Source organism: Pseudoalteromonas sp. MM1, from assembly GCF_030296835.1.
Taxonomy (GTDB): Bacteria; Pseudomonadota; Gammaproteobacteria; order Enterobacterales; family Alteromonadaceae; genus Pseudoalteromonas.
The window spans coordinates 3190877-3217196 of record NZ_AP027922.1; the positions used below are offsets into that span (position 1 = coordinate 3190877).

General features: G+C 40.9%; 22 protein-coding genes. 10 read left to right on the forward strand and 12 right to left on the reverse strand.

The features are described 5' to 3' along the window. Window positions 1-6: 6 nt before the first annotated feature. From QUE46_RS14380 to ampD, 10 genes are all read right to left on the reverse strand, one after another. Window positions 7-1053: an ABC transporter ATP-binding protein gene (locus QUE46_RS14380; RefSeq protein WP_286245356.1), complete on the reverse strand. Its 1047-nt coding sequence runs from the start codon at window positions 1051-1053 to the stop codon at window positions 7-9. Next, window positions 1054-2685, reverse strand: coding sequence for an iron ABC transporter permease (locus QUE46_RS14385; protein WP_286245357.1), 1632 nt, complete (start codon window positions 2683-2685; stop codon window positions 1054-1056). Beyond that, window positions 2685-3689 carry a Fe(3+) ABC transporter substrate-binding protein gene (locus QUE46_RS14390; RefSeq protein WP_286245358.1) on the reverse strand — a complete coding sequence of 335 codons (1005 nt, stop codon included), beginning with the start codon at window positions 3687-3689 and terminating at the stop codon, window positions 2685-2687. The genes QUE46_RS14385 and QUE46_RS14390 overlap by 1 nt, the downstream gene beginning before the upstream one ends. Window positions 3690-4464: 775 nt before the next feature. Then, a complete protein-coding gene (locus tag QUE46_RS14395; RefSeq protein ID WP_286245359.1) occupies window positions 4465-5151 on the reverse strand; it encodes a tRNA-uridine aminocarboxypropyltransferase in 687 nt (228 codons plus the stop codon). A gap of 365 nt (window positions 5152-5516) precedes the next feature. Beyond that, window positions 5517-6944 carry a dihydrolipoyl dehydrogenase gene (lpdA, locus tag QUE46_RS14400; RefSeq protein ID WP_286245360.1) on the reverse strand — a complete coding sequence of 476 codons (1428 nt, stop codon included), beginning with the start codon at window positions 6942-6944 and terminating at the stop codon, window positions 5517-5519. Window positions 6945-7119: 175 nt separating this feature from the next. Next, window positions 7120-8991 carry a pyruvate dehydrogenase complex dihydrolipoyllysine-residue acetyltransferase gene (gene aceF, locus QUE46_RS14405; protein ID WP_286245361.1) on the reverse strand — a complete coding sequence of 624 codons (1872 nt, stop codon included), beginning with the start codon at window positions 8989-8991 and terminating at the stop codon, window positions 7120-7122. Window positions 8992-9001: 10 nt separating this feature from the next. Then, window positions 9002-11668: a pyruvate dehydrogenase (acetyl-transferring), homodimeric type gene (aceE, locus tag QUE46_RS14410; protein WP_286245362.1), complete on the reverse strand. Its 2667-nt coding sequence runs from the start codon at window positions 11666-11668 to the stop codon at window positions 9002-9004. 90 nt (window positions 11669-11758) lie between these two features. After that, complete coding sequence (gene pdhR / locus QUE46_RS14415) at window positions 11759-12508, reverse strand: pyruvate dehydrogenase complex transcriptional repressor PdhR (RefSeq protein ID WP_089348719.1); 750 nt, start codon at window positions 12506-12508, stop codon at window positions 11759-11761. Window positions 12509-13110: 602 nt separating this feature from the next. Next, entirely contained in the window at window positions 13111-13962 is an 852-nt protein-coding gene (ampE, locus tag QUE46_RS14420; protein ID WP_286245363.1) for a beta-lactamase regulator AmpE, read from the reverse strand. Between the two features lie 13 nt (window positions 13963-13975). Further along, window positions 13976-14530, reverse strand: coding sequence for a 1,6-anhydro-N-acetylmuramyl-L-alanine amidase AmpD (gene ampD / locus QUE46_RS14425; RefSeq protein WP_286245364.1), 555 nt, complete (start codon window positions 14528-14530; stop codon window positions 13976-13978). Between the two features lie 217 nt (window positions 14531-14747). Here ampD and nadC point away from each other — a divergent pair, with 217 nt between their 5' ends. From nadC to yacG, 7 genes are all read left to right on the forward strand, one after another. Continuing rightward, window positions 14748-15593 (forward strand): carboxylating nicotinate-nucleotide diphosphorylase, encoded by an 846-nt coding sequence (nadC, locus tag QUE46_RS14430; RefSeq protein WP_286245365.1) that lies wholly within the window; start codon window positions 14748-14750, stop codon window positions 15591-15593. Window positions 15594-16063: 470 nt separating this feature from the next. After that, entirely contained in the window at window positions 16064-16501 is a 438-nt protein-coding gene (locus QUE46_RS14435) for a pilin (protein ID WP_286245366.1), read from the forward strand. Window positions 16502-16566: 65 nt separating this feature from the next. Then, window positions 16567-17796 (forward strand): type II secretion system F family protein, encoded by a 1230-nt coding sequence (locus QUE46_RS14440; RefSeq protein WP_286245367.1) that lies wholly within the window; start codon window positions 16567-16569, stop codon window positions 17794-17796. 171 nt (window positions 17797-17967) lie between these two features. Beyond that, a complete protein-coding gene (locus QUE46_RS14445) occupies window positions 17968-18870 on the forward strand; it encodes an A24 family peptidase (protein ID WP_286245368.1) in 903 nt (300 codons plus the stop codon). 1 nt (window position 18871) lies between these two features. Next, window positions 18872-19492, forward strand: a complete 621-nt coding sequence (coaE, locus tag QUE46_RS14450; RefSeq protein WP_286245369.1) for a dephospho-CoA kinase — start codon at window positions 18872-18874, stop codon at window positions 19490-19492. A gap of 145 nt (window positions 19493-19637) precedes the next feature. Beyond that, on the forward strand, window positions 19638-21314 hold the full coding sequence (pilB, locus tag QUE46_RS14455; protein ID WP_286245370.1) for a type IV-A pilus assembly ATPase PilB: 1677 nt from the start codon (window positions 19638-19640) through the stop codon (window positions 21312-21314). A gap of 52 nt (window positions 21315-21366) precedes the next feature. After that, entirely contained in the window at window positions 21367-21597 is a 231-nt protein-coding gene (gene yacG / locus QUE46_RS14460; RefSeq protein ID WP_286245371.1) for a DNA gyrase inhibitor YacG, read from the forward strand. A gap of 72 nt (window positions 21598-21669) precedes the next feature. Here yacG and QUE46_RS14465 read toward each other — a convergent pair whose 3' ends face one another. Continuing rightward, window positions 21670-22161: a Spy/CpxP family protein refolding chaperone gene (locus QUE46_RS14465; protein WP_286245372.1), complete on the reverse strand. Its 492-nt coding sequence runs from the start codon at window positions 22159-22161 to the stop codon at window positions 21670-21672. A 175-nt stretch (window positions 22162-22336) separates the two neighbouring features. On the opposite strand from QUE46_RS14465, the gene QUE46_RS14470 reads away from it, so the two are divergent. From QUE46_RS14470 to QUE46_RS14480, 3 genes are read left to right on the forward strand one after another with little or no spacing between them, the layout of a single operon-like run. After that, on the forward strand, window positions 22337-23026 hold the full coding sequence (locus tag QUE46_RS14470) for a response regulator (protein WP_004588608.1): 690 nt from the start codon (window positions 22337-22339) through the stop codon (window positions 23024-23026). Next, complete coding sequence (locus tag QUE46_RS14475; RefSeq protein WP_286245374.1) at window positions 23004-24419, forward strand: ATP-binding protein; 1416 nt, start codon at window positions 23004-23006, stop codon at window positions 24417-24419. The genes QUE46_RS14470 and QUE46_RS14475 overlap by 23 nt, the downstream gene beginning before the upstream one ends. Window positions 24420-24422: 3 nt before the next feature. Then, window positions 24423-25370, forward strand: a complete 948-nt coding sequence (locus QUE46_RS14480) for an alpha/beta fold hydrolase (RefSeq protein ID WP_286245375.1) — start codon at window positions 24423-24425, stop codon at window positions 25368-25370. Here QUE46_RS14480 and QUE46_RS14485 read toward each other — a convergent pair. Continuing rightward, on the reverse strand, window positions 25360-26196 hold the full coding sequence (locus QUE46_RS14485) for a cation diffusion facilitator family transporter (RefSeq protein WP_286247781.1): 837 nt from the start codon (window positions 26194-26196) through the stop codon (window positions 25360-25362). The genes QUE46_RS14480 and QUE46_RS14485 overlap by 11 nt on opposite strands. Between the last annotated feature and the right edge of the window lie 124 nt (window positions 26197-26320).

Below are 26320 nucleotides of genomic sequence, written 5' to 3' on the forward strand. Positions count from 1 at the left end.
CATTGATTATGATTCGAAAAAATTCACCGTGTGAGGTTTTATTTTTATTATAACCTGCTCATTTATTTCAAATGACTGGCCATATTGTGCGGCAACTTCAATCTCTTGCTCTGCAATTACAACAGTATAAACATAAGCTGAGCCTATAAACCGACGGCTTAAAATGCGCACACTCTGAGGGTTATCGGCCTGCGTATTTTGCACAAGCTCAATATGGTGCGGACGAATATACACCTGTCCTTTTATTGCACTGTGCGTATGTTCATGCTGCGATTGCACAACACCATAAGTGGTTGCGTATTCAGTTGCCGTTAACACTTCTACGCCTAAGTATATGCCCTGACCCAGAAACTCTGCAACCTCCTTTGTCTTTGGCATGGCAAAAAGCTGCTCTGGCGTTCCTTGTTGGGCTATTTTTCCTTGGTGCATAATGGCTAAAGTGTCTGAAAACGCAAAGGCTTCTTCTTTTGAGTGGCTAACAAACACCGCAGAAACCTGCTGCGCTTTAATAATGCGCCTAATATCAGCAATTAACTCAAAACGCACTTGTGTATCTATGTTCGAAAAAGGCTCATCAAGGAGCAATAAGCTGGGTTTATAAGCCAGTGCCCGCGCAATAGCTACACGCTGTTGTTGCCCCCCCGAAAGCTGATGAGGATAGCGGTTTGCACAGCCAGTTAAATGCACTAACTCAAGCATCTCGTCTACGCGCTGTAGTTTTTGAGCTTTACTTATTTTACTTAGTCCAAATGCAATATTGTCGGCCACTGTAAGGTGCGGAAACAGGGCATAATCTTGAAACATCATCCCTATATTACGATGCTCTGGTGATACAAAAGTGTGCTTGTCGCTTACACATTTACCATCTATTAATACGCTACCCTGCTTTATTTCAATAAGACCGGCAATGGCTTTTAAGGTGGTTGTTTTACCGCAGCCACTGGCCCCAAGCAAACACACAATTTCGTCTTGTCCTACCGTTAAATCTAAGCTCTGTAGCACGCGCGTGCCACTGTAGTGATAACCCACACCTTGTAAATTTAAACGACTCATTTAACTGCGCTGCTCCATAGAACGATTAATAAAATACAAGGGGATCAGCCCAACCACGACAATAAATAAAGCGGAAATAGAAGCAAGCTCAAGTTGCTCATCGCTCACATATTGAAATACATGTGTGGCTAAGCTTTCAAAATCAAAAGGCCTTAATAGTAATGCGGCTGGCAGCTCTTTCATACATTCAATAAATACAAGTAATGCTGCCGTTAAAAGCCCTCGTCGCAATAAAGGAAGATGAACTAGACGCAGTGTTTGCCCTTGGCTTTTACCCATAGATTGGCTAGCCATATCTAGTGATGGGCTAATACGCACAAAGCTCGATTCTATAGCACCATGCGCAATGGCATAAAAACGTACAATGTAAGCCAGTATAATAGTAATAATGCTGCCAGTGAGTAATAAACCAATATCTAGGTTGTAGCTCTCAAGGGCTGTGTTTATTGAGTTCTCTAATACGCTAAGCGGTAATAACACAGCAATAGCCAGTACCGTACCTGGCAGTGCATAGCCGGTGCTCGCTAAGCGACCAGGTAGTAAAGAATAGCTTTGCTTTGCCACACGCTGATAAAAAACGATTAGTGTAGCGAGTATTATGCTGGCCACACTTACAATAATAGCCACTTTTAAACTTTGCCACGCGTAACTAAAAAATGCGGTATTCCACGCTTTATCAAAGTATGTAATTGCATAATTTAGCAATACCAACATAGGTATAATAAAAGCAATAAGCAAAATAACACTACAAAATGACGTAGCCAGCCATGCATGTTTGCCTTTAAGTTTGTACAACGACTCACTATTAACGCCCGATTGGCGCTCAAATACGGCCTGGTTACGCCGACTAAAACGCTCAGCCATTAAAGCTAAAAACAGCAATAACAACATAACGCCCGATATTTTTGCTGCAGCCGTGAGTGAGTAATAACCAAACCATGTATCGTACACTGCGGTAGTTAACGTGCTCACAGCAAAGTAACTGACCGTTGCATAGTCGGCCATGGTTTCCATGCTAATAAGCGCAAGGGCAGCCACAATTGAGCCACGAGAAAGCACTATGCTTACCTTAAAAAAGCTTTGCCAAGGCGACAAGCCCATTAATTGACTCGCTTGCACTAACTTAAATGACTGCTCTCGCAGTGCGGTTTTAAATATTAAAAATAAATACGGATACAGCACAAGTGCAATCATCACGATAGCACCGGGTAAAGTGCGAATATCAAAAAACCAATAATCCGTTGGCGAGTGCCAATCAAACCAGTCTCGTAGGGCTATTTGCACAGGGCCTGCGTAATCTAGCAAATCGGTATACACATAGGCTATTAAATAGGTAGGCATTGCAAGGGGCAGCATAAGCGCCCATTCAAATTGCTTTTTCCCGGGGAAAGCGCAATACGCACTGAGCCAACCAAGTGGGAGGGCAATTGCACAGCTAAGCAGGCATACGCCAAAAATAAGCAGTACAGTATTAGTAATATAATCCCACAGCACGGTATCCCACAGATGAGAAAATACCTCTGAGTCGCCTTGTAAAGATTCATAAATCAGAAAAAACAGCGGGGCCGACAATAAAAGCCCTGTCGACCAGGCAAAGAGCTGCCATTTAGACAGCTTAAATTGAGAGTTCATTAAAGGTCGAACTTCACCTCATCTATTAGCTTAAGGGCTAACGGACGATATTTGCTGATCTCATCAAGCGCCAAGCCATCTTCTTTAAAGCTCCCCCAAGAAGCAACTAAGCTTGATAGCTCAACGCCTTGCTTAACCGGATACTCCATATTTACAGAAGCATACATATTTTGTGCTTTGGTTTCGCTCATAAACTCAATAAGCTTAAGTGCATTATCAGGATTTTTTGCATACTTAGTAATAACAGCACCCGATACATTTATGTGTGAGCCGCGGTTTTGCTGATTAGGAAAATTAATATAAACAGACTCAGCCCACGCTTTTTGCTCATCGTCTTGAAGCATTTTGCCAAGGTAGTAACTATTACCTAAAGCAAGATTACACAAGCCTTCTTTTACTGCTTTTACTTGCGCACGATCATTACCTTGTGGCTTACGTGCTAAATTAGCTTTAACACCTTCTAACCATGTTTTAGTTTTTGCCTCGCCGTGATGGGCAATCATCGAAGCAACTAAGCCAAGGTTATAAGGGTGCTTACCAGAGCGAGTACAAATTTGCCCTTTGTACTGCGGGTTAGCCAAATCTTCGTAGGTGAGTTCAGGTAATGCACCTAGGCGCTCTTTTGATGAGTACACATTACGAACCCGCTTAGTTAATGCCACCCACTGCCCGTCGCTATCTCTATACGACGCAGGAATATTGTTTTTAATGCGCTCGCTTTTAATACTTTGCGTTAAATTTAGATCTTCTAGCTGAATAAGTGCACTAAAGTTAGATGTTAATACTAAATCGGCTTTACTGTGTTTTCCTTCACGCTTAACACGCTCTATTAACCCTTTTTTTGCAAAAACCACATTCGTTTTAATGCCCGTTTGCTTAGTAAAGTCAGTTAAAATAGGTTGAATTAAAAACGGTTGACGAAAAGAGTAAATATTAACAACGTCGCTTGCAAACGCAGGCGAAGCGCTAAAAATACAGGTGAGTATAGCCAGTGCAGTTCTCATATCAATTTACCTAAATAGTCATTATTTACAGGGAATTTTATCGCGATAAGTGAAAATATACACTCTTTACATAAATGTAAATAAGTAATTAATGACCAAAAGAGAAATACCGCGTAAGACATCTCTTACAGAGCTGACAGCTAATGAGTAAAAAATTCTATAGCGACACCACAAAACAAGCGTAAACAACTGTTTTAATTGAATTTTATTAAAATCTTCATTTTTTACAAGTAAATCTATAGCCGTTTTAACCTATTTTAGTTGCACCAGCACGCTACAATTACTACATCAACCAAGCAGTGATGCTTACCGAGTAAAAGGAAATGGATTGCTTACTCGAACAACCAATGATTAGGTTACTACGGACAACACGGAAATGAGGACAGGCTCAGGATGAGTATCGCAATGGACTGTTGCACAAAGGAACGTATCAGGACGATACAATAAGGATAACAACAGCGGATAGTTGTTTAACAGGATGTGATAGGAATTAAATGGACAGGCCCTTGAGGCAACACAATGGAATTGTAAATTAATGGACTGCACTAGGATGTGCCAAAAGGAATAGGTAATAGTTTTTACCACTACAGGATGTACAGGGATTTAAAGGAGATAGGCCCGGATAGCCTAAATTACATAGAACTAAAAAGTAATATCGTAATCACATGGATAAGTAAAAATTGGAGTTGATTAAGTTCAATTGCAGGATGCAAAATTAGAAGATTCCGCAAGCGCGCCTAGAGATAGAGCGCGCTTTTCTTTGTCTAAAATAAAATTACTGTGGTCTGCCCTTGTTTCGCTTACCAAGTAAATACGCATCACGAAACTTTATAAAGTGTTGCTCAAGCTTTAAGGCAGCATCTTGCTCACCTGCGAGCGCTAAGACCATAATACCTACCTCAGCAGTGCCTAACTGATATGCGTGAGGCGCAACACGTAAACGATAATCTGACAATTTATCGGCCGTGATCGACAGCACCGGTAAATTATCTAGGTACGGGCTTTTGCGGATCATTTTTTTAGCTTCGCGCCAGGTGCCATCTAAAAATATAAATAATGGCTTTTTGCCAGGCGCAATGTTTACTTCGGTGGTTGCCCTGCCAGGCTCTACATCTTCAGCAGGAAATATCACCATAGGTTGATAATCAGCGTTATTTAATAATGCTAATAGCTCAGCGCTTGGCTCTGTTCTATCCCATCTAAATGCATAGTTATCAGGAACTATTTCAGCAATTAAACGCCCTGTGTTTGACGGTTTAAAGCTTTCATTGTGATACATTAATAAACACACAGCAGCATCACACTGCGCTTGTTCTACACCCTCACATATACAGTAATGCTTAGCAATTAAACATTGCTCACAGCGATCCATTTTGCCCCCGCGGGCATTAAATTCACGGCGCGATTCACTAATTTGCTGAGCTCGCAAAACTAATACTGAGTTATGTTGGGGATTTTTCAAAGGAGCTATTACCTAAAATTTATTCGGCGCGTATTGTAGCTAAAATAAAAGGGAATAGATATCAGCTATCAGCTATCAGCTATCAGCTATCAGCTATCAGCTATCAGCTATCAGCTATCAGCTATCAGCTATCAGCTATCAGCTATCAGCTATCAGCTATCAGCTATCAGCTATCAGCTATCAGCTATCAGCTATCAGCTATCAGCTATCAGCTATCAGCTATCAGCTATCAGCTATCAGCTATCAGCTCAGAATAAAAAACCAAACTAACTGACGCTAGTTTTATTTTATCTACTTTTAATGGCTGCTATAAAAACAAAAACCCAGCAAAAGCTGGGTTTTAAAAACTAAATCAAAAAGTTAAATTACTTCTTCTTTTTAACCGCTTTTTTGTTTGGTAAATCAGTGATTGAACCTTCAAATACTTCAGCAGCAAGGCCGATTGACTCGTTCAATGTTGGGTGAGCATGAATTGTTAATGCGATATCTTCGCCGTCAGCACCCATTTCAATACCTAGGCCGATTTCGCCAAGCATTTCGCCTGCGTTAATACCAACCATAGCACCACCAATGATACGACCACTGTCTTTATCAAAGATTAGTTTAGTTTGACCTTCTGTACGAGCAGATGCAATTGCACGACCTGAAGCAGCCCACGGGAATACCGCAGTTTCAATGCTTAAGCCTTGCTCTTTTGCTTCTTTCTCAGTAACACCTACCCATGCGATTTCTGGGTCAGTGTACGCAATTGAAGGGATACATTTAGGGTCGAAGAAGTGCTTCTGACCAGAGATAACCTCTGCAGCAACATGGCCTTCGTGAACCGCTTTATGTGCAAGCATAGGTTGACCAACTAAGTCACCAATTGCAAAGATGTGGTTTACGTTAGTACGTAATTGCTTATCAACATTAATAAAGCCACGCTCATCAACGTTTACGCCTGCTTTATCTGCATCTAAAAGCTTACCATTTGGCGTACGGCCAACAGCTACAAGTACTTTGTCATAACGTACGGCATCAGCTGGTGCGTTTTTGCCTTCAAATGATACGTATAAGCCATCGTCTTTCGCTTCAACGCCAACAACTTTAGTTGAAAGCATCACGTTAAATTTGTCTTTAACGTAGCGAGAGTAAATTTTAATTACGTCTTTATCAGCAGCAGGTACTAGTTGGTCTGCAAATTCTACAACATCTACTGTAGAACCTAATGAGCGGTAAACTGTGCCCATTTCAAGACCGATAATACCACCACCTAGTACAAGTAGTTTTTCTGGTACGTCTTTCAGCTCTAGTGCGCCAGTTGAATCAATCACACGGCCATCTTCTGGGATGAAAGGTAAGTTAACTGGTTGAGAACCTGCAGCAATAATTGCGTTTTCAAAAGTAATAGTCGTTGAACCTTCGCCGCCTTCAACAGCTAAAGTGTTGCTACCTGTAAATTTACCGTAGCCATTTACTACTTTTACTTTACGCATTTTAGCCATTCCGTCGATACCGCCAGTAAGCTTGCTTACTACAGAATCTTTCCAAGAACGGATTTTGTCTAAATCAATTTGCGGAGCGCCAAAAGTAACACCGTGAGATGACATTTCTGCTGCGTCATCAATCACTTTAGCTACGTGTAAAAGTGCTTTTGAAGGAATACAACCAACATTAAGACATACGCCGCCTAATGTTTCACGCGATTCTACCAATGTAACTTCTAAGCCCAAGTCAGCAGCACGGAAAGCCGCAGAGTAACCACCAGGACCACCGCCTAGTACAACAACTTGAGTTTTTAATTCGTTGCTCATGCTATTACCTTAATTGTTTGAACGGGACACTGCCCTAAAATTTAACTGCCATGTTTCTGCATGGGCAGAAAATCAGAGCAATTCACAAATAGTGCAAAGATTGTATCATTGCATATAGTAAAAATCCCAGCTAAAAACAACCGGCTGGGATTTGATTTTGTTCATGTTACAGCGATTACATCACTAATTGACGTATGTCGCTCATGTAGCTAGCAAGCGTTGCAGTAAAGCGTGCTGCTAGTGCACCGTCAATCACACGGTGATCGTAAGACATAGATAGCGGAACCATTAGTTTAGGTTCAAAGTCTTTACCATTCCACTTAGGTTTCATTTCAGATTTAGATACACCTAAAATAGCCACCTCTGGTGCATTAACAATCGGCGTGAATGCCGTACCGCCAATGCCGCCTAGGCTTGAAATAGTAAAACAGCCGCCTTGCATGTCAGATGACGTTAACTTACCTTCACGCGCCTTTTTAGAAATATCCATAAGTTCGCGAGATAATTCAATAATGCCTTTTTTGTCCACATCTTTAAATACTGGAACAACTAAGCCATTTGGTGTATCTACTGCAACACCAATATTGATGTATTTCTTAAGAATTAAGCTTTCGCCATCCTCAGACAGTGACGAGTTAAATGTTGGGAATTCAGCAAGCACTTTTGCTACCGCTTTCATCACAAACACAAGTGGTGTGATTTTAACACCTAGCTTTTTCTTCTCGCTTAACACGTTTTGTTCTTTACGGAATACTTCAAGGCTTGTGATATCCGCTTCGTCAAACTGTGTAACATGTGGGATTTGCACCCAGTTACGGTGTAAGTTTTTACCCGATAGCTTTTGAATGCGAGATAGTTTTTTCTCTTCAATTTCGCCAAATTTAGCAAAATCTACTTTAGGCCACGGAATTAAACCAAGCTCACCACCGCCCGCATTGCCTTTACCAGCTGGTAATTGGCCTGATTCAACTTGCTTAACTAAGTTTTTAACATAGTTTTGCACGTCTTCTTTTACTACGCGGTTTTTACGACCTGAGCCTTTAACGTTTGCTAGGTTAATACCAAACTCACGCGCTAAGCGGCGAACAACTGGCGATGCATGTGCATATGCGCTGTTGTTTTCAAAGCTTTCGTTGCTTGCTTTAGCCGCAGGTGCTGCTGGCTTTTGCTCAGCCGGGGCTGCTGCTTTTGCTGGCGCACTACCTGCTACTTCAAAAACAAACACAAGTGAGCCAGTTTTTACTTTATCGCCAGCGGCCACTTTAATTTCTTTTACTGTACCGGCAAAAGGTGCTGGTACTTCCATTGCCGCTTTGTCGCCTTCAACGTTTAAGATTGATTGCTCTTCTTCAACCGTATCGCCAACAGCAACCATGATTTCAGTTACTTCAACTTCATCATCGCCAATATCAGGCACGTTTACTTCTTTTGTGCTTGGCTCGGCGCTTTGAGCAGGCTCTGCTGGTGCAGACTCTTGCTTTGGTGCATCTGATGCAGGTGCACTTGAACCGGCAACTTCAAAAACAAACACTAAAGAGCCTGTTTTTACTTTATCGCCTTCGGCCACTTTAATTTCTTTTACTGTACCGGCAAAAGGTGCTGGTACTTCCATAGATGCTTTATCGCCTTCAACACTTAAAATTGACTGCTCTTCATCTACGCTGTCACCAACGGCAACCATGATTTCTGTTACTTCAACTTCGTCGTCACCAATATCTGGTACGGTTACTTCTTGAGTATCAGAACCTGAAGCTTCTGCAGGTGCAGATGCTTCAGTTTTAGCCGGCGCTTCAGGCTCACTTTGTGAACCAGTTTCTTCGCCTTCAAAAATCATGATTAATGAACCGGTTGTTACCGTGTCGCCTTCGCTTACTTTAATTTCTTTTACTGTACCTGCTTGCGCAGCAGGTACTTCCATTGATGCTTTGTCGCCTTCAACGGTTAGTAGCGATTGTTCAACATCTACTTTGTCGCCAACGCTTACTAGGATTTCGGTTACTTCTACGTCATCGCCACCGATATCTGGTACTTTAATTTCAATACTCATTGCAAACCTCTTATGCGTACAGTGGATTTAGTTTGTTTGTGTCAATGTCGAACTTTTTAATTGCTTCAACAACCACTGACTTTTCAACATCACCACGTTTAGCAAGTTCAGATAACGTAGCAACAACCACGTAGCTTGCATTAACCTCAAAGTGACGACGTAAGTTTTCACGGCTATCAGAGCGTCCGTAACCATCTGTACCAAGCACTTTATAGTTGCTGCTTGGAATAAATGAGCGCGCTTGCTCTGCGTAGTTTTTCATGTAATCAGTTGCGGCAACAGTTACTGAGTCGTTTAATACGCTCGTAATGTAAGCTGTTTTTTGCTCGCTTTCTGGGTTAAGCATGTTGAAACGCTCAACATCTTGACCATCACGGGTAAGCTCATTGAATGAGGTTACTGAGTAAACATCCGAGGCAATACCGTAATCTTCGCTTAAAATGGCCGCCGCTTTACGCACTTCAGTCATAATAGTACCTGAGCTTAATAGCTGTACGTTGGCTTTTTTACCTTCGTAGCTTTCAAGCTTGTAAATACCTTTACGAATACCTTCTTCAGCGCCTTCTGGCATTGCCGGCTGATGGTAGTTTTCGTTCATAAGCGTTAGGTAGTAGTAAATGTTTTCTTGGTTTTCACCGTACATACGACGAATGCCATCTTGAATAATTACCGCTACTTCAAATGCATACGTTGGGTCGTAAGAAATACAGTTAGGAACCGTATTTGCAAGAATGTGGCTGTGACCATCTTCGTGCTGCAGACCTTCACCATTAAGCGTTGTACGGCCAGCCGTAGCACCTAATAAGAAACCACGTGCTTGTTGGTCACCCGCCATCCACGCCATGTCGCCAACACGTTGGAAACCAAACATAGAGTAGTAGATGTAGAATGGGATCATAGGTAAATCGTTGGTGCTGTAAGATGTTGCAGCAGCTACCCATGACGACATTGCACCTAGCTCATTAATACCTTCTTGAAGTACTTGGCCTGATGTTGCTTCTTTGTAGTAAGAAACAATATCACGGTCTTGTGGGGTGTAGTTTTGGCCGTGTGGATTGTAAATACCGATTTGACGGAATAAACCTTCCATACCAAATGTACGGGCTTCATCAGCAATAATTGGTACAATATTTTTGCCAATGCCTTTGTCTTTTAGTAACACGTTAAGTGCACGAACAAAGCCCATTGTGGTAGAAATATCACGCTTTTGCTCTTCAAGTAGCGGCTTAAATGCATCTACTTCTGGCAGTTTTAGCGCTTCGCTAAAGTTAGGAATACGTGTAGGTGTGTAACCTTTAAGTGCATCACGGCGTGCGTGTAAGTACTTGTATTCTTCTGAGCCTTCTTCAAGCGTTAAGTATGGAAGATCTTTAATTTGCTCTTCTGATACTAAATCTTGTAGGCCTAAACGATCACGTAAGTGTTCAACATGGCTCATGTCCATTTTTTTCACTTGGTGCGCAATGTTTTTACCTTCAGCCGCTTCACCCATGCCGTAACCTTTTACAGTTTTAGCAAGAATTACAGTAGGACGGTCGTTTGTTTGCTCAGCCTTTTTAAATGCAGCATAAAGTTTTGATGGCTCATGACCACCACGCTTAAGCGCAAAAATTTCGTCATCAGTCATATCTGCAACAAGTGCAGCTGTTTCTGGGTAACGGCCAAAGAAATGCTCACGTACGTACGCGCCATCTTTTGCTTTATATGTTTGGTAGTCACCATCAATTGTTTCGTTCATCAATTGTAGTAATTTACCTGATGTATCTTTAGCTAGCAGAATATCCCATCCGCTGCCCCATACAACTTTAATTACGTTCCAACCAGCGCCTTTAAATAGACCTTCTAGTTCTTGAATAATTTTACCGTTACCCATAACTGGGCCATCTAAACGCTGTAAGTTACAGTTAATTAAGTAACATAGGTTGTCTAGCTTTTCACGTGCAGCAAAAGAAATTGCGCCGCGTGATTCAGGCTCATCCATTTCACCATCGCCTAAAAACGCGTATACACGTTGGTTTTTAGTGTCTTTTAAGCCACGGCCGTCTAGGTATTTTAAAAAGCGTGCTTGGTAAATAGACGCAATTGGACCTAAGCCCATAGATACCGTTGGGAACTGCCAAAATTCAGGCATTAATTTAGGATGCGGGTAAGAAGGTAGGCCTTTACCATCAACTTCTTGACGGAAGTTATCTAGTTGCTCAGCCGTAAGACGACCTTCAACAAATGCACGTGCATAAATACCCGGAGAAATATGGCCTTGGTAGTAAACTAAGTCACCGCCGTCTACCTCATTTGGCGCTTTGAAAAAGTGGTTAAAACACACTTCATAAAACGCAGCTGATGATTGGTAAGACGCCATATGGCCGCCTAAGTCGAGATCTTTTTTCGATGCACGTAATACAATCATGATTGCATTCCAACGAATAATCGAACGAATACGACGCTCAAGGTTTACATCCCCTGGGTAAGCCGGTTCTTGATCTACTGGAATAGTATTAACGTAGTTAGTTGTTGTGCCAGTTGGCATATCAACGCCGTCTAAACGGGCTTGCTCTAACACTTGCTCAAGTAAATACTGAGCTCGTTCAACACCTTCTTCGCGCACAACTGATTCAAGAGCTTGTAACCACTCTTGTGTTTCTAGCGCGTCTACGTCAATTTTATTGACTTCAGACATATGGAGGTTTCCTTATGTTTAAAATACGAATGTTGTTAATTTAATACCACGTATACCTAATTTAGTGTGTTCTAAGTACAGCGTATTAGCTTAATTTTGTTTTGTGCGTCTTAAACTACGTTCAATTCGCGAATGCTCTTTACCCGCTTCAAGTAATGCTTCTTCAATAAAGGCTAAATGGGCATTACTTGCTAAACGGGCTTGTTCTGGATTGCCATCTATCACGGCATCCATTAATAAGCGCCTGTGCTGAGCTAATTGATTGCTAATATCTGGTTTTTTTAATAAAACCGTTAAGTTTTGCAATACATTTTGCTCCAGTAGCGCTTGCATGCCTCGCACTAAGTGAAGTAAAACCACGTTGTGTGAGGCTTCGGCTACACTAAAGTGAAACGCATTAATTGCTTTGGCTTTTAGTTGTAAATCGTTATTAACTTGAGCAATTTTATCAAAGCTTTGTTTAACCTTGGTAAAATCGGTGCTGGTACCACGAAGCGCCGCATAATATGCAGCAATCCCTTCAAGTGCATGACGAAATTCAAGTAAATCAAACTGTGATTCAGGGTGTTTACTGATCAAATCAAACAGTGGATCAGTGAGTCCTTCTTCAAGCTGATTTTTTACAAACGTGCCACCGCCTTGCCTGCGAGTAACCAATCCTTTTGCTTCTAGCTTTTGGATAGCTTCACGCAGTGAGGGGCGAGACACCTCAAACTGTTTTGCTAATTCGCGCTCTGGCGGCAGTTTTTCACCTGGCGCTAATGAGCCCTCAAGAATCATGTTCTCAAGTTGCTGTAAAATAACATCAGATAATTTTGCTGCTTTAATCTTTAAAGACATTAATCAACGTCCACGTTGCATAAATACTAAAAAGCCTAATTTTTAAGGCCTAGAGCTTGACGATTTACCCAAAAGGTAAATTGGTCATACCAAAAATTTTCAATAAGGTATCAAAAAGGCAAATAACTGTCAATTTACGGGTTATTTGAGCAATTAGAGTAGCGTAACGCATTTTGAACGAAGTTCAAACAGTACACAATTGAGGTTGTTTTGTTCAAACGTTAACAAGATGAAAACAAATGGTCTGACCAGAGTGAATTAGAATATTCGCTCTAGTTGAATTTATTGAAGAAATTAATTTTGAATTAGAAAAGGCCGTAGCAGCGGGTTTATCCCGCGACTAATTACTTAAGCTCTGGAGCGCAATCTAAGCATGGATCAAATTGCGCGATGTGAAATCGCGACTACGCAGAATCGTAGCAGCGGGTTTATCCCGCGACTAATTACTTCAGCTCTGGAGCGCAATCTAAGCATGGAGTAAATTACGCGATGTAAAATCGCGACTACGCAGAACCGTAGCAGCGGGTTTACCCCGCGACTAATTACTGTAGCTCTGATTCGAAACCTAAATGTGGAGTAAATTGCGCGATGTAAAATCGCGACTACGATAAACCGCCAAATAAAGTAAGTAGCGCAATAAGTACTAAATAAAAGAGTACGTTACGTTTAACTAGCTTAATCATACAGGTAGCTTCAACGGTACAACCATAATAACGCTGCTCGACTTGCTCAGCCGCAAGTGCGGTACACGTAACCACTTTACGATTTGGCGTTTTAAAATCCAGTACATAATGCAGCCAACAGCTTGTACCTTTATTAAAGTTACCAATAACTAAATAGCCAAAACTTGCAACACGCGCTGGTAGCCAATCTAGCCAAAATAATAATTTATGCAGCAGCTTAAAGCGGTTTGCAAACACCACTTTATGGTTTTCTCTTACTAAATCGGCAAGCGTACGCACTATTGCATACAGCACGGCACCGGGAGCGCCAAGCACAACAAACCAAAAAATAACGGCGCAATAAAATCTAAAGTTAATCCATGCTAATGTTTGCCCAAATGTTTCTCCGCCTTCTTCATCCTCTAGGCGTTTTTGCCCCATTTGTAGTGCGTATAATGAGGCCGCGGTTTTATCATCACGCGTTAGTGCATTTAAATAAGACTTATATAAAACACGGTGCTTAGCACAACCAAAACACACCAATAAAACGGCAATATTTATAGCTAATTGCCACAGTACAAAGTCAGAAAGAACATATATAAGCGCAACAGCCACTACCGGTAAAACTAACCAAATTAAAAAGCCAATTGCCGAGCTAAATAATCCGTTTTCATTTAGTAATTTACCCGAGCGGTTTAAATAACCATTCGCGTAATAACTTATTTGCCAATACTGTGAGCGCGCACCTAAACGCTCAAGTATTAGTGCAATAATGATAGAAACTAAAATCATGATAACGACTCACTTAATTTGTTTGTTCTAGCCTGCTTATATAAGCAGGCCAATTAAAACTTTTCCCAGGGTCGGTTTTTCGCCCAGGTGCTATATCGCAATGCCCTACTACTCGCTTAGTGGTGATAAGCGGGTAACGGGTCATAATTGCTTTTGTAAGATTATGTAAGCTTGTGTACTGTACCTGAGTATAAGGTGTGGTATCTGTACCCTCTAGCTCAATCCCTATACTAAAGTTATTACATGCGCTTTGCCCTGCAAATTCAGATTGCCCAGCATGCCAAGCGCGTTTATTAAATGGCACATATTGAACAATCTCGCCAGTGCGTTTTATAAAGCAGTGCGCCGACACTCTAAGCCCTTTTAAATCACAAAAACTAGGGTGCGCATTACAGTTAATTTCCCCCATAAACAGGGCATCAACGTGCTCGGTGCCAAATTGTCCTGCCGGTAAAGAAATATTATGAATGACCAACAACGAAATATCGGTATTTTCTGGGCGCTCATCAAAATGTGTACAGGGCCGCTGTGCTATATTAGCAACAACCCCCTTTGAATCTATCTGCATTATTTTAATACCACGGTATACATAAAGTTGATGCTAAAGGATTTATTTAAAGAATGATAGCCATTGCGCTTAGCTAACATAAAAGCGCTTAGTACTATTACTTTTAGCCGCAGTGCTTATATATACGGTGTAATTACCCTCTCATTTAAAAGCACTTCTCTTAACTATTTAAACATAGTAAAATTTGCTTAATTTATTAACACTTATGAGCCTTCATATGTCAATTTCGCACACGCTTATTACTCAACTTGTCACTCTCGCTTTAGATGAAGATCTAAATTATCAATCAGCACAAGACGGCGATATTACCGCACAGCTTATTCCACACAATGAGACCGCAAATGCCAAAGTGATTACCCGTGAAGATTGCGTTTTTTGCGGTAAAGACATCATTATAGAAGTGTTTAAACAAGTAGATCCAAGCGTTGAAGTAAACGTATTAGTCAATGATGGTGACTTTGTGCCAGCAAATAGCGCCTTATTTACCGCTAAAGGCTCTGCCCGCGCTATTTTAACCGGCGAGCGTACCGCGCTTAACTTTGTACAAACGCTTTCAGGTACCGCAACCACAACAGCTAATTATGTAAAAGAGCTAAGCGGCACTAGTACACAACTACTCGATACCCGTAAAACAATACCCGGCCTCAGGCTACTTCAAAAATATGCAGTTAAATGCGGCGGCGGTGCAAACCACCGTATAGGCCTATATGATGCGTTTTTAATTAAAGAAAACCACATAGCAGCGTGTGGCGGAATTGATAAAGCAGTCGCACAAGCCAAGCAAAACCACCCTACAAAGCCTGTTGAAGTAGAGGTTGAGTCATTAAATGAACTTGAGCAAGCCATTAATGCAGGCGCCGATATAATCATGCTCGATAATTTTAGCGTTGAACAAATAAAGCAAGCTGTGGTCATTACTAATAAGCGCGCTAAATTAGAGGTTTCTGGCAATATGACACTAGAAACGCTTAAAACTTACTCGCAGGCGGGTGTAGATTTTATATCAAGCGGCGCACTTACAAAAAATTTACAATCAATCGATTTATCGATGCGTTTTGTATAAAAGTATGGCAACTATTTAGTTTTACTGATGCTAATTAATTGACAAAACGTATGAAAAGACTTTTAATAATCCAAAAGACTTACTTTGTAACAATTTGTTAAATAAAGTATCCTTTTTAGAAAATTTTGTGTGCTTTAAGCATATAAAAAGTGTTAGACTAACCCTGTTGTATTACTTTCTTGAAAAATATAGTAATAAGTGACTACTTTTTGTTTTAATCTTAAAAAAATACCTAAAAGATTAAAGCAAACCGCCAGTATGTTTCCTATATTTAGTCTACTTTGTGTTATAGGTAGCCAATGCAAGTTGCAACATAATGAACTCACATTTAGCTTTTGTGTTTCATACCTAAGGCTAAAAGTACGTGAAAATTTATTTTTAAGTAAATCTGTAAAGTTAATCAGTTAAACTAAAGCTGGCATGTTTGCCACTAAGCTAATTAACTCACATTATCCTTTAGGAGAGGAAACATGAAAACAATGACTCAAAAACAACAGGGTTTCACCCTAATCGAATTAATGATTGTTGTAGCAATCATCGGTATTCTTGCTGCGGTGGCTTTGCCTGCTTACCAAGATTACACGATTAGAGCAAAGGTAACTGAAGGTTTATCGTTAGCTTCTGCAGCAAAAACTACTGTTACTGAAAATGCTATGAATGGTAATGCTCTTGACCAAGCATGGGTGGCACCAACAGCCACAGACAACGTAACCTCAGTAGGAATTAACGGTACTACAGGGGTAGTAACCGTTACTTACACAGCATCTGCAGGTAATGGAACATTAACTTTAACACCTACCTCTGGTGGTGCAGCTTTAGCATCTGGAACAGTTCCAACAGGCTCGGTAACTTGGACTTGTGCCGCTGGTACTATTTCAACAAATTACCTTCCTTCGAGCTGCAGATAATTACACATAGCAAGTAGCCGAGTTAACCTTATCTCGGCTACAAAATCCTACAATCTAAGATTTATATGGCTAAAAATAACGATGGAAAAAGTCTAGATACTTTTATTTGGGTAGGTGTGAGCGCTCGTGGTAAACGTATGGAAGGTGAGCTTACTGGTTCGACCATTGCCTTAGTGAAAGCTCAGCTTAGAAAACAAGGTATCACCCCTTCAAAAGTTAAACGCAAACCTAAACCGTTATTTGGTATAAAAAGCGTTCAAAAAATTGCGCCTAAAGATATTGCTTTAGTTACACGCCAAATAGCCACCATGTTAATGGCCGGCGTCCCCTTAATTCAAGCCATTGAAATGATAGGTACAGGTTCTACTAACAAAAGTGTTGGTAAGTTGATGGAGACCATTGGTGATGAAGTTAAAGCAGGCCAACCTCTCTCACAGGCACTTAGAAAACACCCTCGCTATTTTGATGATTTGTATTGTGATTTAGTGGCATCGGGCGAGCAATCGGGTGCGCTTGATAAAATATTTGACCGGGTAGCTTTATATAAAGAAAAATCTGAAGCGCTTAAGTCAAAAATTAAAAAGGCGATGTTTTATCCTATTGCGGTTTTAATTGTTGCATTAATAGTTACCTCCATATTATTAATTTTTGTGGTACCTCAGTTTCAGGATATTTTTAGTGGCTTTGGTGCAGAGCTACCTGCCTTTACCTTGTTTGTAATAGCCATCTCTGAGTTTATGCAGGAATACTGGTGGGTTGCGCTAATTATAATTGTTGGTAGTGGCTGGGTTTATAAAGAAGCACTCCTTAGAAGTTTAAAACTTAGAGATACAACCGATCGCGCTATATTAAAACTCCCTGTAATTGGCATGATTTTAAATAAAGCGGCTGTTGCCCGTTACGCCCGTACACTTTCGACCACTTTTGCAGCAGGTGTACCACTGGTTGATGCACTCGACTCAGCTGCAGGGGCATCCGGCAATGCCGTTTATCGCTATGCTATTTTAGATATTAAAGCAGAAGTGAGCTCGGGTAATCAAATGAACTGGGCGATGCGTAACTCTAAAATATTCCCCGATATGGTTATTCAAATGGTAGCCATTGGTGAAGAGTCTGGCTCGCTTGATGGCATGCTTGCCAAAGTAGCGACTATTTACGAGCAAGAGGTGGATGATGCCGTTGATGGCTTATCTAGCTTGTTAGAGCCGCTTATCATGGCAGTGCTGGGTGTGCTCGTCGGTGGCTTAATTGTGGCTATGTACTTGCCAATTTTCCAGTTAGGCTCTGTAATTTAAAACATAGCTGTAAGCTGTAAGCTGTAAGCTGTAAGCTGTAAGCTGTAAGCTGTAAGCTGTAAGCAAAGTTTTAAACGCTAATTAATAGCTTGCAAGATAAAGGGAATTATAAGAGCTTTTCAACACGGGACATACAATTGGCCTACAAATGGCCTGAAGTTAGGTATTTCAATGGAAAATTTTTTTCTTGATATAACGACTGCGATGCAAAGTCAGCAGTGGTTATATTTTTTGACTGTGGGCTTAGTAAGCCTGTGTATTGGTAGTTTTTTAAATGTTGTGATTTACCGATTGCCACTGATGATGCAGCGAGAATGGCAAAGTGAATGCAGATTATTATTAGAAGATGAACTCACAGCTAAACCTTCAAATGCTAGCTCTAACGAGCCATTTAATTTAGGAAAGCCTAATTCTACCTGCCCTAAATGCAAAACGGCGATTAAGCCTTGGCAAAATATTCCAATTATTAGTTGGATTGTGCTTAAAGGTAAATGCGCTAATTGCAGTAACCCAATATCAGCGCGCTACCCAATAGTTGAAGCCATTACCGCACTATTAAGTTTAGTTGTTGCCTACCGCTTTGGTGCTACAGAGCAGGCTCTTTTATATATTTTTGTTACTTGGATTTTAGTCGCGCTCACCTTTATTGATATTGACCACATGTTACTGCCTGATCAGCTTACTTTACCGCTAGTATGGCTTGCGCTTATAGCCGCTGTAATTGGCGTAACAATAAGCCCGAGTGATGCGATAATCGGAGCCGCCTGCGGCTATTTAAGCCTGTGGAGTGTGTTTTGGTTGTTTAAGCTATTAACCGGCAAGGAAGGCATGGGCTATGGCGATTTTAAGTTACTAGCTGTGTTTGGTGCTCTACTTGGGTGGCAATCGCTATTAACCATTATTTTGCTTTCAAGTGTGGTTGGCGCCATTATTGGTATTGCCCTTTTAAGCATTCAAGGTAAAGACAAAGCAACCCCTATCCCATTTGGCCCCTACTTAGCTATAGCAGGTTGGATAACACTTTTGTGGGGCGCTCAAATTCAAGCTACCTATTTTAATTTAATTGGTTACTAGCATGAGTGAACACACAATTAAAATAAATAACTGGGTATTGGGCTTAACAGGCGGTATTGGCTGCGGTAAAACGGCTGTTAGTAATATGTTTGAAAAGCTGGGTATATGCGTTGTTGATGCCGATATTATTGCCCGCCAAGTGGTAGCGCCTAATAGCGCAGGGCTAAATGCAATTATTGAACACTTTGGCGAGGGTATTTTACTACCCGATGGCACATTAAATAGGGCAACCCTGCGCACTAAAATATTTACCAACAATGATGAAAAAGAGTGGCTAAACGCTCTATTGCACCCGCTTATACGGGAAAAAATACTCACCGATTTAAATAATGCAAGCAGTGCTTATGTTGTATTGGTTGCACCATTATTGTTTGAAAATAAGCTGAATGAATACTGCAACCGCACTTTATTGATTGATGTACCACAGCCTGTGCAAATTGAACGTACACTAAAACGCGACAATATTAGCCTTGAGCAGGTAAATAGCATCATAGCATCGCAAATGTCACGTGAAGAAAAGCAACAAAAAGCCGATGATATTCTAAATAATGACCGCGATTTATCACTCGTTCATGCAGAACTTGCTGTTCTTCATAAAAATTACCTACAATATGCAGTATAAAATACAACTAATGCCCCTTAATGCGGTCATAACAATATAAACTCGTAATTTGGTTAACAAAAAAGTGTTGATAAGCACAACGAATGTAATTACCTGCTTTTTTCTGATAAATTGTTAACTATTGAAGGACTAAAATAGGTGCGCAATGAATATTAACTCACCGTTATTGAGAAAATTTATAACGCTTGGCCGCATTGATGCCGATACCGTAAAAGCAAAACAGCAAGAGTTTGCCTCGACCGCCGAGCTTATATCTAAATGTGGAAAAATTGACAGCAACGACCTAGCTGAGCAATGCATAGACTTATTTCGCGTACCGTATTTTGATTTAAAAGACTTCGACCCTGCACAAATCCCCGAAGACTTAGTTAAAGAAAAACTAATACGTAAACACCACATTTTACCGCTTGTTCAAAAAGGCAGAAAAGTATACATAGCCGCCTCAGATCCAACCGATTACGGTGCCTTTGAAAACTTTGAATTTAGCACCGGTTTATCGTGCGAAATAGTCGTGGTTGACTACATTCAGCTGGATAATAAAATTGAGCAACTACTTGATGCTGCAGGCAGCTTAGATTTAAGCGCCGATGAATTTAAAGAGTTTGCCGACTTAGATACTGAAGGCCCTAAAGAAACCACACCTAAAGATGACGATAAAGACGATGCGCCCATCATTGTTTATATCAATAAAATTTTAATGGATGCCATTAAAAAAGGCGCCTCTGATTTACACTTTGAACCTTACGAACATAAATACCGTATTCGCTTTCGTATTGATGGGATTTTGCACGAAGTTGCAAATCCACCCAACACCTTAGCAAGCAAGCTATCGGCACGTATAAAAGTAATGTCACGCCTTGATATTGCAGAAAAACGTAAACCACAAGATGGCCGTATTAAACTAAAAATGACCGAGCGTAAAAGCATCGACTTTCGTGTAAGTACCATGCCTACGTTATGGGGCGAAAAAATAGTAATGCGTATTCTTGATTCATCAAGCGCTATGCTAGGTATTGACGTATTAGGTTACGAAGAGGATCAGAAAAAGCTCTATATGGATGCGCTTGGGCAACCACAAGGTATGATACTTGTAACCGGCCCTACCGGGTCGGGTAAAACAGTATCGCTTTATACCGGTTTAAATATACTTAACCAACCAGAGCGAAACATTAGTACCGCCGAGGATCCGGTAGAAATAAACCTTGAAGGGGTTAACCAAGTACAAATAAACCCTAAAGCCGAGATGACCTTTGCCAACGCCCTGCGTGCCTTTTTACGTCAAGATCCTGATGTAGTGATGGTTGGTGAAATACGAGATCTAGAAACCGCAGAAATTTCAATTAAAGCGGCGCAAACAGGTCACTTAGTGTTATCAACACTACATACCAACTCAGCCCCCGAAACCATAACGCGTTTATTAAATATGGGCGTGCCTGCGTATAACGTAGCAAGCTCTATAAGTTTGATTATTGCCCAGCGCTTAGCTAGGCGTTTATGCCCTAAATGTAAAACCCCAGAAACACTGCCTGCAGAAGAATTAGCTCGCCAAGGTTTTAGCACCGCGCAAATTGAAGACATGACTCTATACGCGCCCAAAGGCTGCGAAAATTGCACCGATGGTTACAAAGGCCGTGTAGGTATTTACGAAGTAATGCAAATTACCCCTGAAATTGCACAAATTATTATGCGCGGTGGTAATTCACTCGAAATAGCAGAGGTATCACTGCAAGCTGGGTTTAATAACTTACGATTATCGGGTTTACGCAAAGCCGCAGATGGTTTAACGTCTTTGGCTGAAATAAACCGCGTTACAAATATGTAGAGTTAGTAGCGTTAAGTACATGTGCTTAACGCGTAATTGTAGAGAGTAAAGTATGCCAACAATTGTTAACTGCCCAACCTGTCAAAATAAAGTTGAGTGGTCAGAGCAAAGCCCCCATCGTCCTTTTTGTTCTAAACGCTGTCAGCTTATTGACTTAGGTGAATGGTCGTTTGAGAACAATAAAATATCAACCCCTATTATCTCGGCGAACGAAATTAGCCAAGATATGATTGAAGATATTGAAGAAATGATGGCTAAAAACGATGATGACTTTTTTAAATAAGCGTTTTTCACCCTCTAAAATGATAAAAGCCAGCATAAAGCTGGCTTTTTGATGTATAGAATAAAGGCTATATTAGTCTTTTTGCTTACGGTGCTTTTTACCCATACGCTTTTGCATTTTAGCAAATTTTTCTTGCTGCTCAGCGTTAAGCACCTGCATTACTTGATGTTGAGTTTTAAGTTTAATTAAACCAATTTCAGTGCCTTTTTCGTGGCGTGCATTTAATAGCTCTTTTGCCGCGTTCTCGTCAAACGTTGGAGCGCTAAGTAGTGCATCCATTTTTGCTTTATGCGCTTCGCGCTCAGCTTTACGTGCTTCTTTATCGCCGCCACGTAGCGCTTTCATTTGCGTTTTTTGCGCTTCAAAAATAGCTTCAAGCTTAGTTTGCTGCTCGTCGGTTAAATCAAGCTTGTCGGCGCCGCGCTCAGATAATAAAAAACGCGCTTGAGAATGCCCTTGCTTATCATGCATGCCGCCTTTTGCTAATACGCTACCGGCACCAAGTGTAGCCGTTGCTAGACCACAAATAAGTACTAATTTTGAAAGTGTATTTACTTTAGTCATAATCATCACCTTAATATTGGATGGATTGAATTTGGTTGTGGCTGCTTAGCCAGTGAGTTAACTATACCGCTTGCAACGCAAAGTAACGCAAAGCAGTGTAAAGGTTGTGTAAAGATTCACTTTTGCACAATTTAAGAAGTAAAATAACCATATAGAAATTGCCTAAGGGTTTGAAATGAAGCTATTAATGATTGATGACGACACAGGTTTGTGCGAACTACTCACTGAATATTTAGCCGCGCAAGGCTTTGACGTACAAAGCGTTCACGATGGCGAGCAAGGCTTAAAGCTTGCTTTGTCAAATGACTACGCGCTGATATTGCTTGATGTAATGCTCCCAACCCTTGATGGCTTTGAAGTACTTAAACAACTTAGGCAAACAAAGTTAACTCCGGTCATTATGCTCACTGCAAAAGGCGAAGACTTTGACCGCATTTTTGGCCTAGAGCTTGGCGCAGACGATTACATACCAAAACCCTTTAATCACCGCGAGTTGCTTGCCCGTGTAAAAGCCATTACCCGCCGCATAGAGCACATAAATAGTCTAAACGTTGCAACGCCTAGCAAAATGAATATAAATGGCATTACAGTTAATTTGGCAGCCCGAGAGGCCGCTATTAACGAGCACACCCTCACACTGACAGGCACAGAGTACGAAGTACTGGTGTTATTGATTAAAAATGCCGGCGAAGTTGTCAGTAAAGAGCAAATAAGTGAAGAAGTGCTCGGTAGGCGCTTAGCTTCGTTTGACCGCTCAATTGATATGCATGTTAGCAATATTCGTAAAAAAATAGCCGAGCACATTCAAGGTGAGCGAATAAAAACTATGCGAGGTACAGGTTATGTCTTCATCCAAGGTGAGTAATAAACATTACTTTGCATGGCTAAAGCACCCTCGGCATTATTTATTTTTTAAAATATTTATTTGGTTTTGGCTAACGATAACAGGGACTGTGGCAGCGCTTATATTTTTAAGCAACATTACTGCAATTAATGCCGTTAGCAACGAGCCTTTGCATGGGCCAATGAAAAAAAACCTAATTTATACTGCTAAAAGCATTGAACGAAGCGCCACTAAACATAAACGCACCCTTGCTGATGTTTTATCGCACCCTAGGCTTTCAAAACGAAAAATTTTATTTTTGGGTGCGGCACAGCCCGAAGATGCATTAAGCAGTAAAGAGATACCCGCCGAAATAGATTTAAATTTACTTAGCTTTAGTCAAAATTTGGCGCCACAGGTTATTTTTACCGAAAAATACCAAGCATTCGGTCCTGTTAATATTAACGTGCCAGAGGGACAGTTTTACCTTTACGAAATAGACATTAATCACCAACCGCCTTTGCTCATGCGCTTTAAGTTAATGCCCAATTGGATGAAGGTACTGGTGGCTATTTTTGCCTCTTTAATACTAAGCTTTATTTTTAGCCGTAACTTAATCGCACCTATTAACAGCCTTAAAAAAGCAGCTATTAAGCTTTCATCGGGAGACTTGTCAGCGCGTGTAACAATACCAGCAAGCAGAAAAGATGAGCTAGGAGTGCTGGGGCGCGACTTTAACAGCATGGCTAATCAGCTTGAGCAGCTTATTAGCGCCCAAAAGCGTTTGCTTGCTGATATATCTCACGAGTTACGCTCCCCGCTTACGCGCTTAAAAATGGCAACAGGGCTTGCACAAATGCAAGCCAACGAGGCAAGTCAATCGTATTTATTACGCATAGAAAAAGAAGCTAACCAACTTGATAAAATGATTGCTGATGTACTGCAAGTGTCACGTTTAGAAGCGCAAAGCCAAACACTGTCACTGCAAAAGCAATCGTTAAAAGATATAGTAGAGCACGTATTAAACGATGCACAGTTTGAAGCCAAGCAAAACACTAAAACGCTTACATTTAGTGGCAATGCCGATGTAATGCTAAGCTGCGATGAATCTTTAATTGCCAGCGCGCTCGAAAACCTATTACGTAACGCAATAAAATACGCGCACAGCAACATTAGCTTTGACGTACACTACGTTAACCAAATTTTTATAGAAATTTGCGACGATGGCCCAGGCGTTCCAAATGAGCAGCTAAGTAAACTGTGTGAGCCTTTTTTTAGACAATCTGATGCCCGCGACAGAGTAAGTGGAGGCACGGGCCTTGGCTTAGCTATCGCTAAAAATGCTATTATTGCTCATGGTGGTAGTTTAGTGTTATCAAATAAAGAAAATGGCGGCTTGTGTGCGAATATAACCTTGCCAATAATTAAAGAGTAATTCATGTTTTATAGCAGTGAAAGCGAGCTTGAAAGTAACCAATCTGCAATTGAAGATTTTTTTGAAAATACACTGGTTAAATCTAACTTAAAAACATTGCATGGCACATTATTTTACACCTATGCAAAACCCATTAATGCAAAAATGGCGTTAGTTATTAGCTCTGGCAGAGTCGAAGGGGCTGATAAATATAAAGAGCTGCTGTGGGAGTTTTATAACAATGGGTATGCCGTTTTTATAATAGACCATCAAGGTCAAGGTCGCTCTTATCGGCATTTGAAGAACAAGCACAAAGGTTATGTTCAAAACTTTCAAGATTATAGCGCAGATCTAAACCAGTTTACCGAAGAGGTAGTCAATACTCACTGGCAAGGTAATAAAGCGTTAATTGCGCATTCGATGGGAGGAGCCATTGCGCTGCATTATTTAGCAACCTATAAGCATGATTACAAGGGGGTATTTTTGTCAGCTCCCATGTTAAATATTTTTACTAAAAAGGTGCCTCGCTTTTCTACCACTTTGGCTGTCAACATAGCTAAAATGCTGGGTTTTCAATACAGCTATGCATTTGGGCAAAAAAACTATACTCCCCCTAGTTTCGACCTAAACGTGCTAACCAGTAGTACAGTACGTTACAAACAATTTAGGCAAACCTATCACGCTACGCCAGCCTTACAACTCGGCGGAGTAACTTATGGATGGTTACACGCGGTCATTAAATTTTTGCCATCAGTAGATAAGTTAAATATCACTATTCCCATGTATATTGCTAAAGCCGAAAACGATGAAGTGGTAAATAACTCCGCCCTTGATAAGCTAGCTAATAGCCATGCAAATGCATCAATTGAAAGCTTTAAAGGTGCAAAACATGAGCTCTTTTTTGAACGTGACGAAATTCGTAAGCCAGCACTAAAAAGCATGTACACATTTTGTGAATCTATTAATGTTTAACAACGACAGATAATGGGTCGAGGTGGATAAGTATATCAACCTCAGACTCAAAGCAATCGGCTATCATTTTTTCCACTTCATCGGCTACATTGTGGGCACGAATTAGCGATAAATCGTCATCTAATTCTAGGTGCATTTGTATAAACTTAATTTTTCCACCTTGTCGCGTGCGAATACCATGCACCCCGTGTACATCAGCATGTTTTTTTGCTATGTCAAAAATACTTTGTTTTTCTTCGTCCGGCAGTTCTTTATCCATTAAATGATCAGCACTGTCGCGTGCTATATCCCAGCTGTTATAAAGTAAATAGCCTGCTACACCAATAGCAAATAGCGGATCGGCATATAAAACGCCATAATACGAAAGCAAAATAGCAAGTAAAACCGCGGCATTTAAAATTAAATCGCCTTTGTAATGTACCGAGTCTGCTTTAATAGCAATAGATTCGGTATGCTTTACCACTTTAATTTGAAAAAACACAATCACTAACGTACATGCAATAGCAAATAGGCTCACCCACACACCAAACAATGAATGACTAAGCACGATTGGATTAAATAAGCGCTCAATACCATGAAACGCCAATAAACAACCGGACCCTGCTATAAACGCAGCTTGACCAAGTCCTGCAAGCGCTTCTGCCTTACCGTGACCAAAACGGTGGTCGTCATCAGCTGGGCGCAACGCATAGCCAAGCACCAAAAAGCTCATGGCAGTGGCGGTAATATCCATTAATGAGTCAGTTAAAGAGCCAAGCATAGAGGCCGAACCCGACGCCAACCACGCCCAGGTTTTAGCGGCTATCATTAAGCTCACCATTACCATGGTCACTATGCTTGACGTTTTAACCCAAAATTCGTAACTGCGATGATGCACGTTAATATTCACTACTTACGGTATTCAATGGCGCGAGTATATCATTTTTTTTACCGGTTTCGTGTATACTGCC

Bases quoted from the DNA above. Each gene is read 5' to 3' on its own strand.
- QUE46_RS14390 (WP_286245358.1), bottom strand. From the start codon at position 3,689: ATGAGAACTGCACTGGCTATACTCACCTGTATTTTTAGCGCTTCGCCT.
- QUE46_RS14480 (WP_286245375.1), top strand. From the start codon at position 24,423: ATGTTTTATAGCAGTGAAAGCGAGCTTGAAAGTAACCAATCTGCAATT.
- QUE46_RS14470 (WP_004588608.1), top strand. From the start codon at position 22,337: ATGAAGCTATTAATGATTGATGACGACACAGGTTTGTGCGAACTACTC.
- QUE46_RS14485 (WP_286247781.1), bottom strand. From the start codon at position 26,196: ATGGTAATGGTGAGCTTAATGATAGCCGCTAAAACCTGGGCGTGGTTG.
- pilB (WP_286245370.1), top strand. From the start codon at position 19,638: ATGAATATTAACTCACCGTTATTGAGAAAATTTATAACGCTTGGCCGC.
- yacG (WP_286245371.1), top strand. From the start codon at position 21,367: ATGCCAACAATTGTTAACTGCCCAACCTGTCAAAATAAAGTTGAGTGG.
- aceF (WP_286245361.1), bottom strand. From the start codon at position 8,991: ATGAGTATTGAAATTAAAGTACCAGATATCGGTGGCGATGACGTAGAA.
- coaE (WP_286245369.1), top strand. From the start codon at position 18,872: ATGAGTGAACACACAATTAAAATAAATAACTGGGTATTGGGCTTAACA.
- lpdA (WP_286245360.1), bottom strand. From the start codon at position 6,944: ATGAGCAACGAATTAAAAACTCAAGTTGTTGTACTAGGCGGTGGTCCT.
- nadC (WP_286245365.1), top strand. From the start codon at position 14,748: ATGTCAATTTCGCACACGCTTATTACTCAACTTGTCACTCTCGCTTTA.
- QUE46_RS14440 (WP_286245367.1), top strand. From the start codon at position 16,567: ATGGCTAAAAATAACGATGGAAAAAGTCTAGATACTTTTATTTGGGTA.
- QUE46_RS14380 (WP_286245356.1), bottom strand. From the start codon at position 1,053: ATGAGTCGTTTAAATTTACAAGGTGTGGGTTATCACTACAGTGGCACG.
- aceE (WP_286245362.1), bottom strand. From the start codon at position 11,668: ATGTCTGAAGTCAATAAAATTGACGTAGACGCGCTAGAAACACAAGAG.
- QUE46_RS14465 (WP_286245372.1), bottom strand. From the start codon at position 22,161: ATGACTAAAGTAAATACACTTTCAAAATTAGTACTTATTTGTGGTCTA.
- pdhR (WP_089348719.1), bottom strand. From the start codon at position 12,508: ATGTCTTTAAAGATTAAAGCAGCAAAATTATCTGATGTTATTTTACAG.
- QUE46_RS14475 (WP_286245374.1), top strand. From the start codon at position 23,004: ATGTCTTCATCCAAGGTGAGTAATAAACATTACTTTGCATGGCTAAAG.
- QUE46_RS14445 (WP_286245368.1), top strand. From the start codon at position 17,968: ATGGAAAATTTTTTTCTTGATATAACGACTGCGATGCAAAGTCAGCAG.
- ampE (WP_286245363.1), bottom strand. From the start codon at position 13,962: ATGATTTTAGTTTCTATCATTATTGCACTAATACTTGAGCGTTTAGGT.
- QUE46_RS14435 (WP_286245366.1), top strand. From the start codon at position 16,064: ATGAAAACAATGACTCAAAAACAACAGGGTTTCACCCTAATCGAATTA.
- QUE46_RS14385 (WP_286245357.1), bottom strand. From the start codon at position 2,685: ATGAACTCTCAATTTAAGCTGTCTAAATGGCAGCTCTTTGCCTGGTCG.
- ampD (WP_286245364.1), bottom strand. From the start codon at position 14,530: ATGCAGATAGATTCAAAGGGGGTTGTTGCTAATATAGCACAGCGGCCC.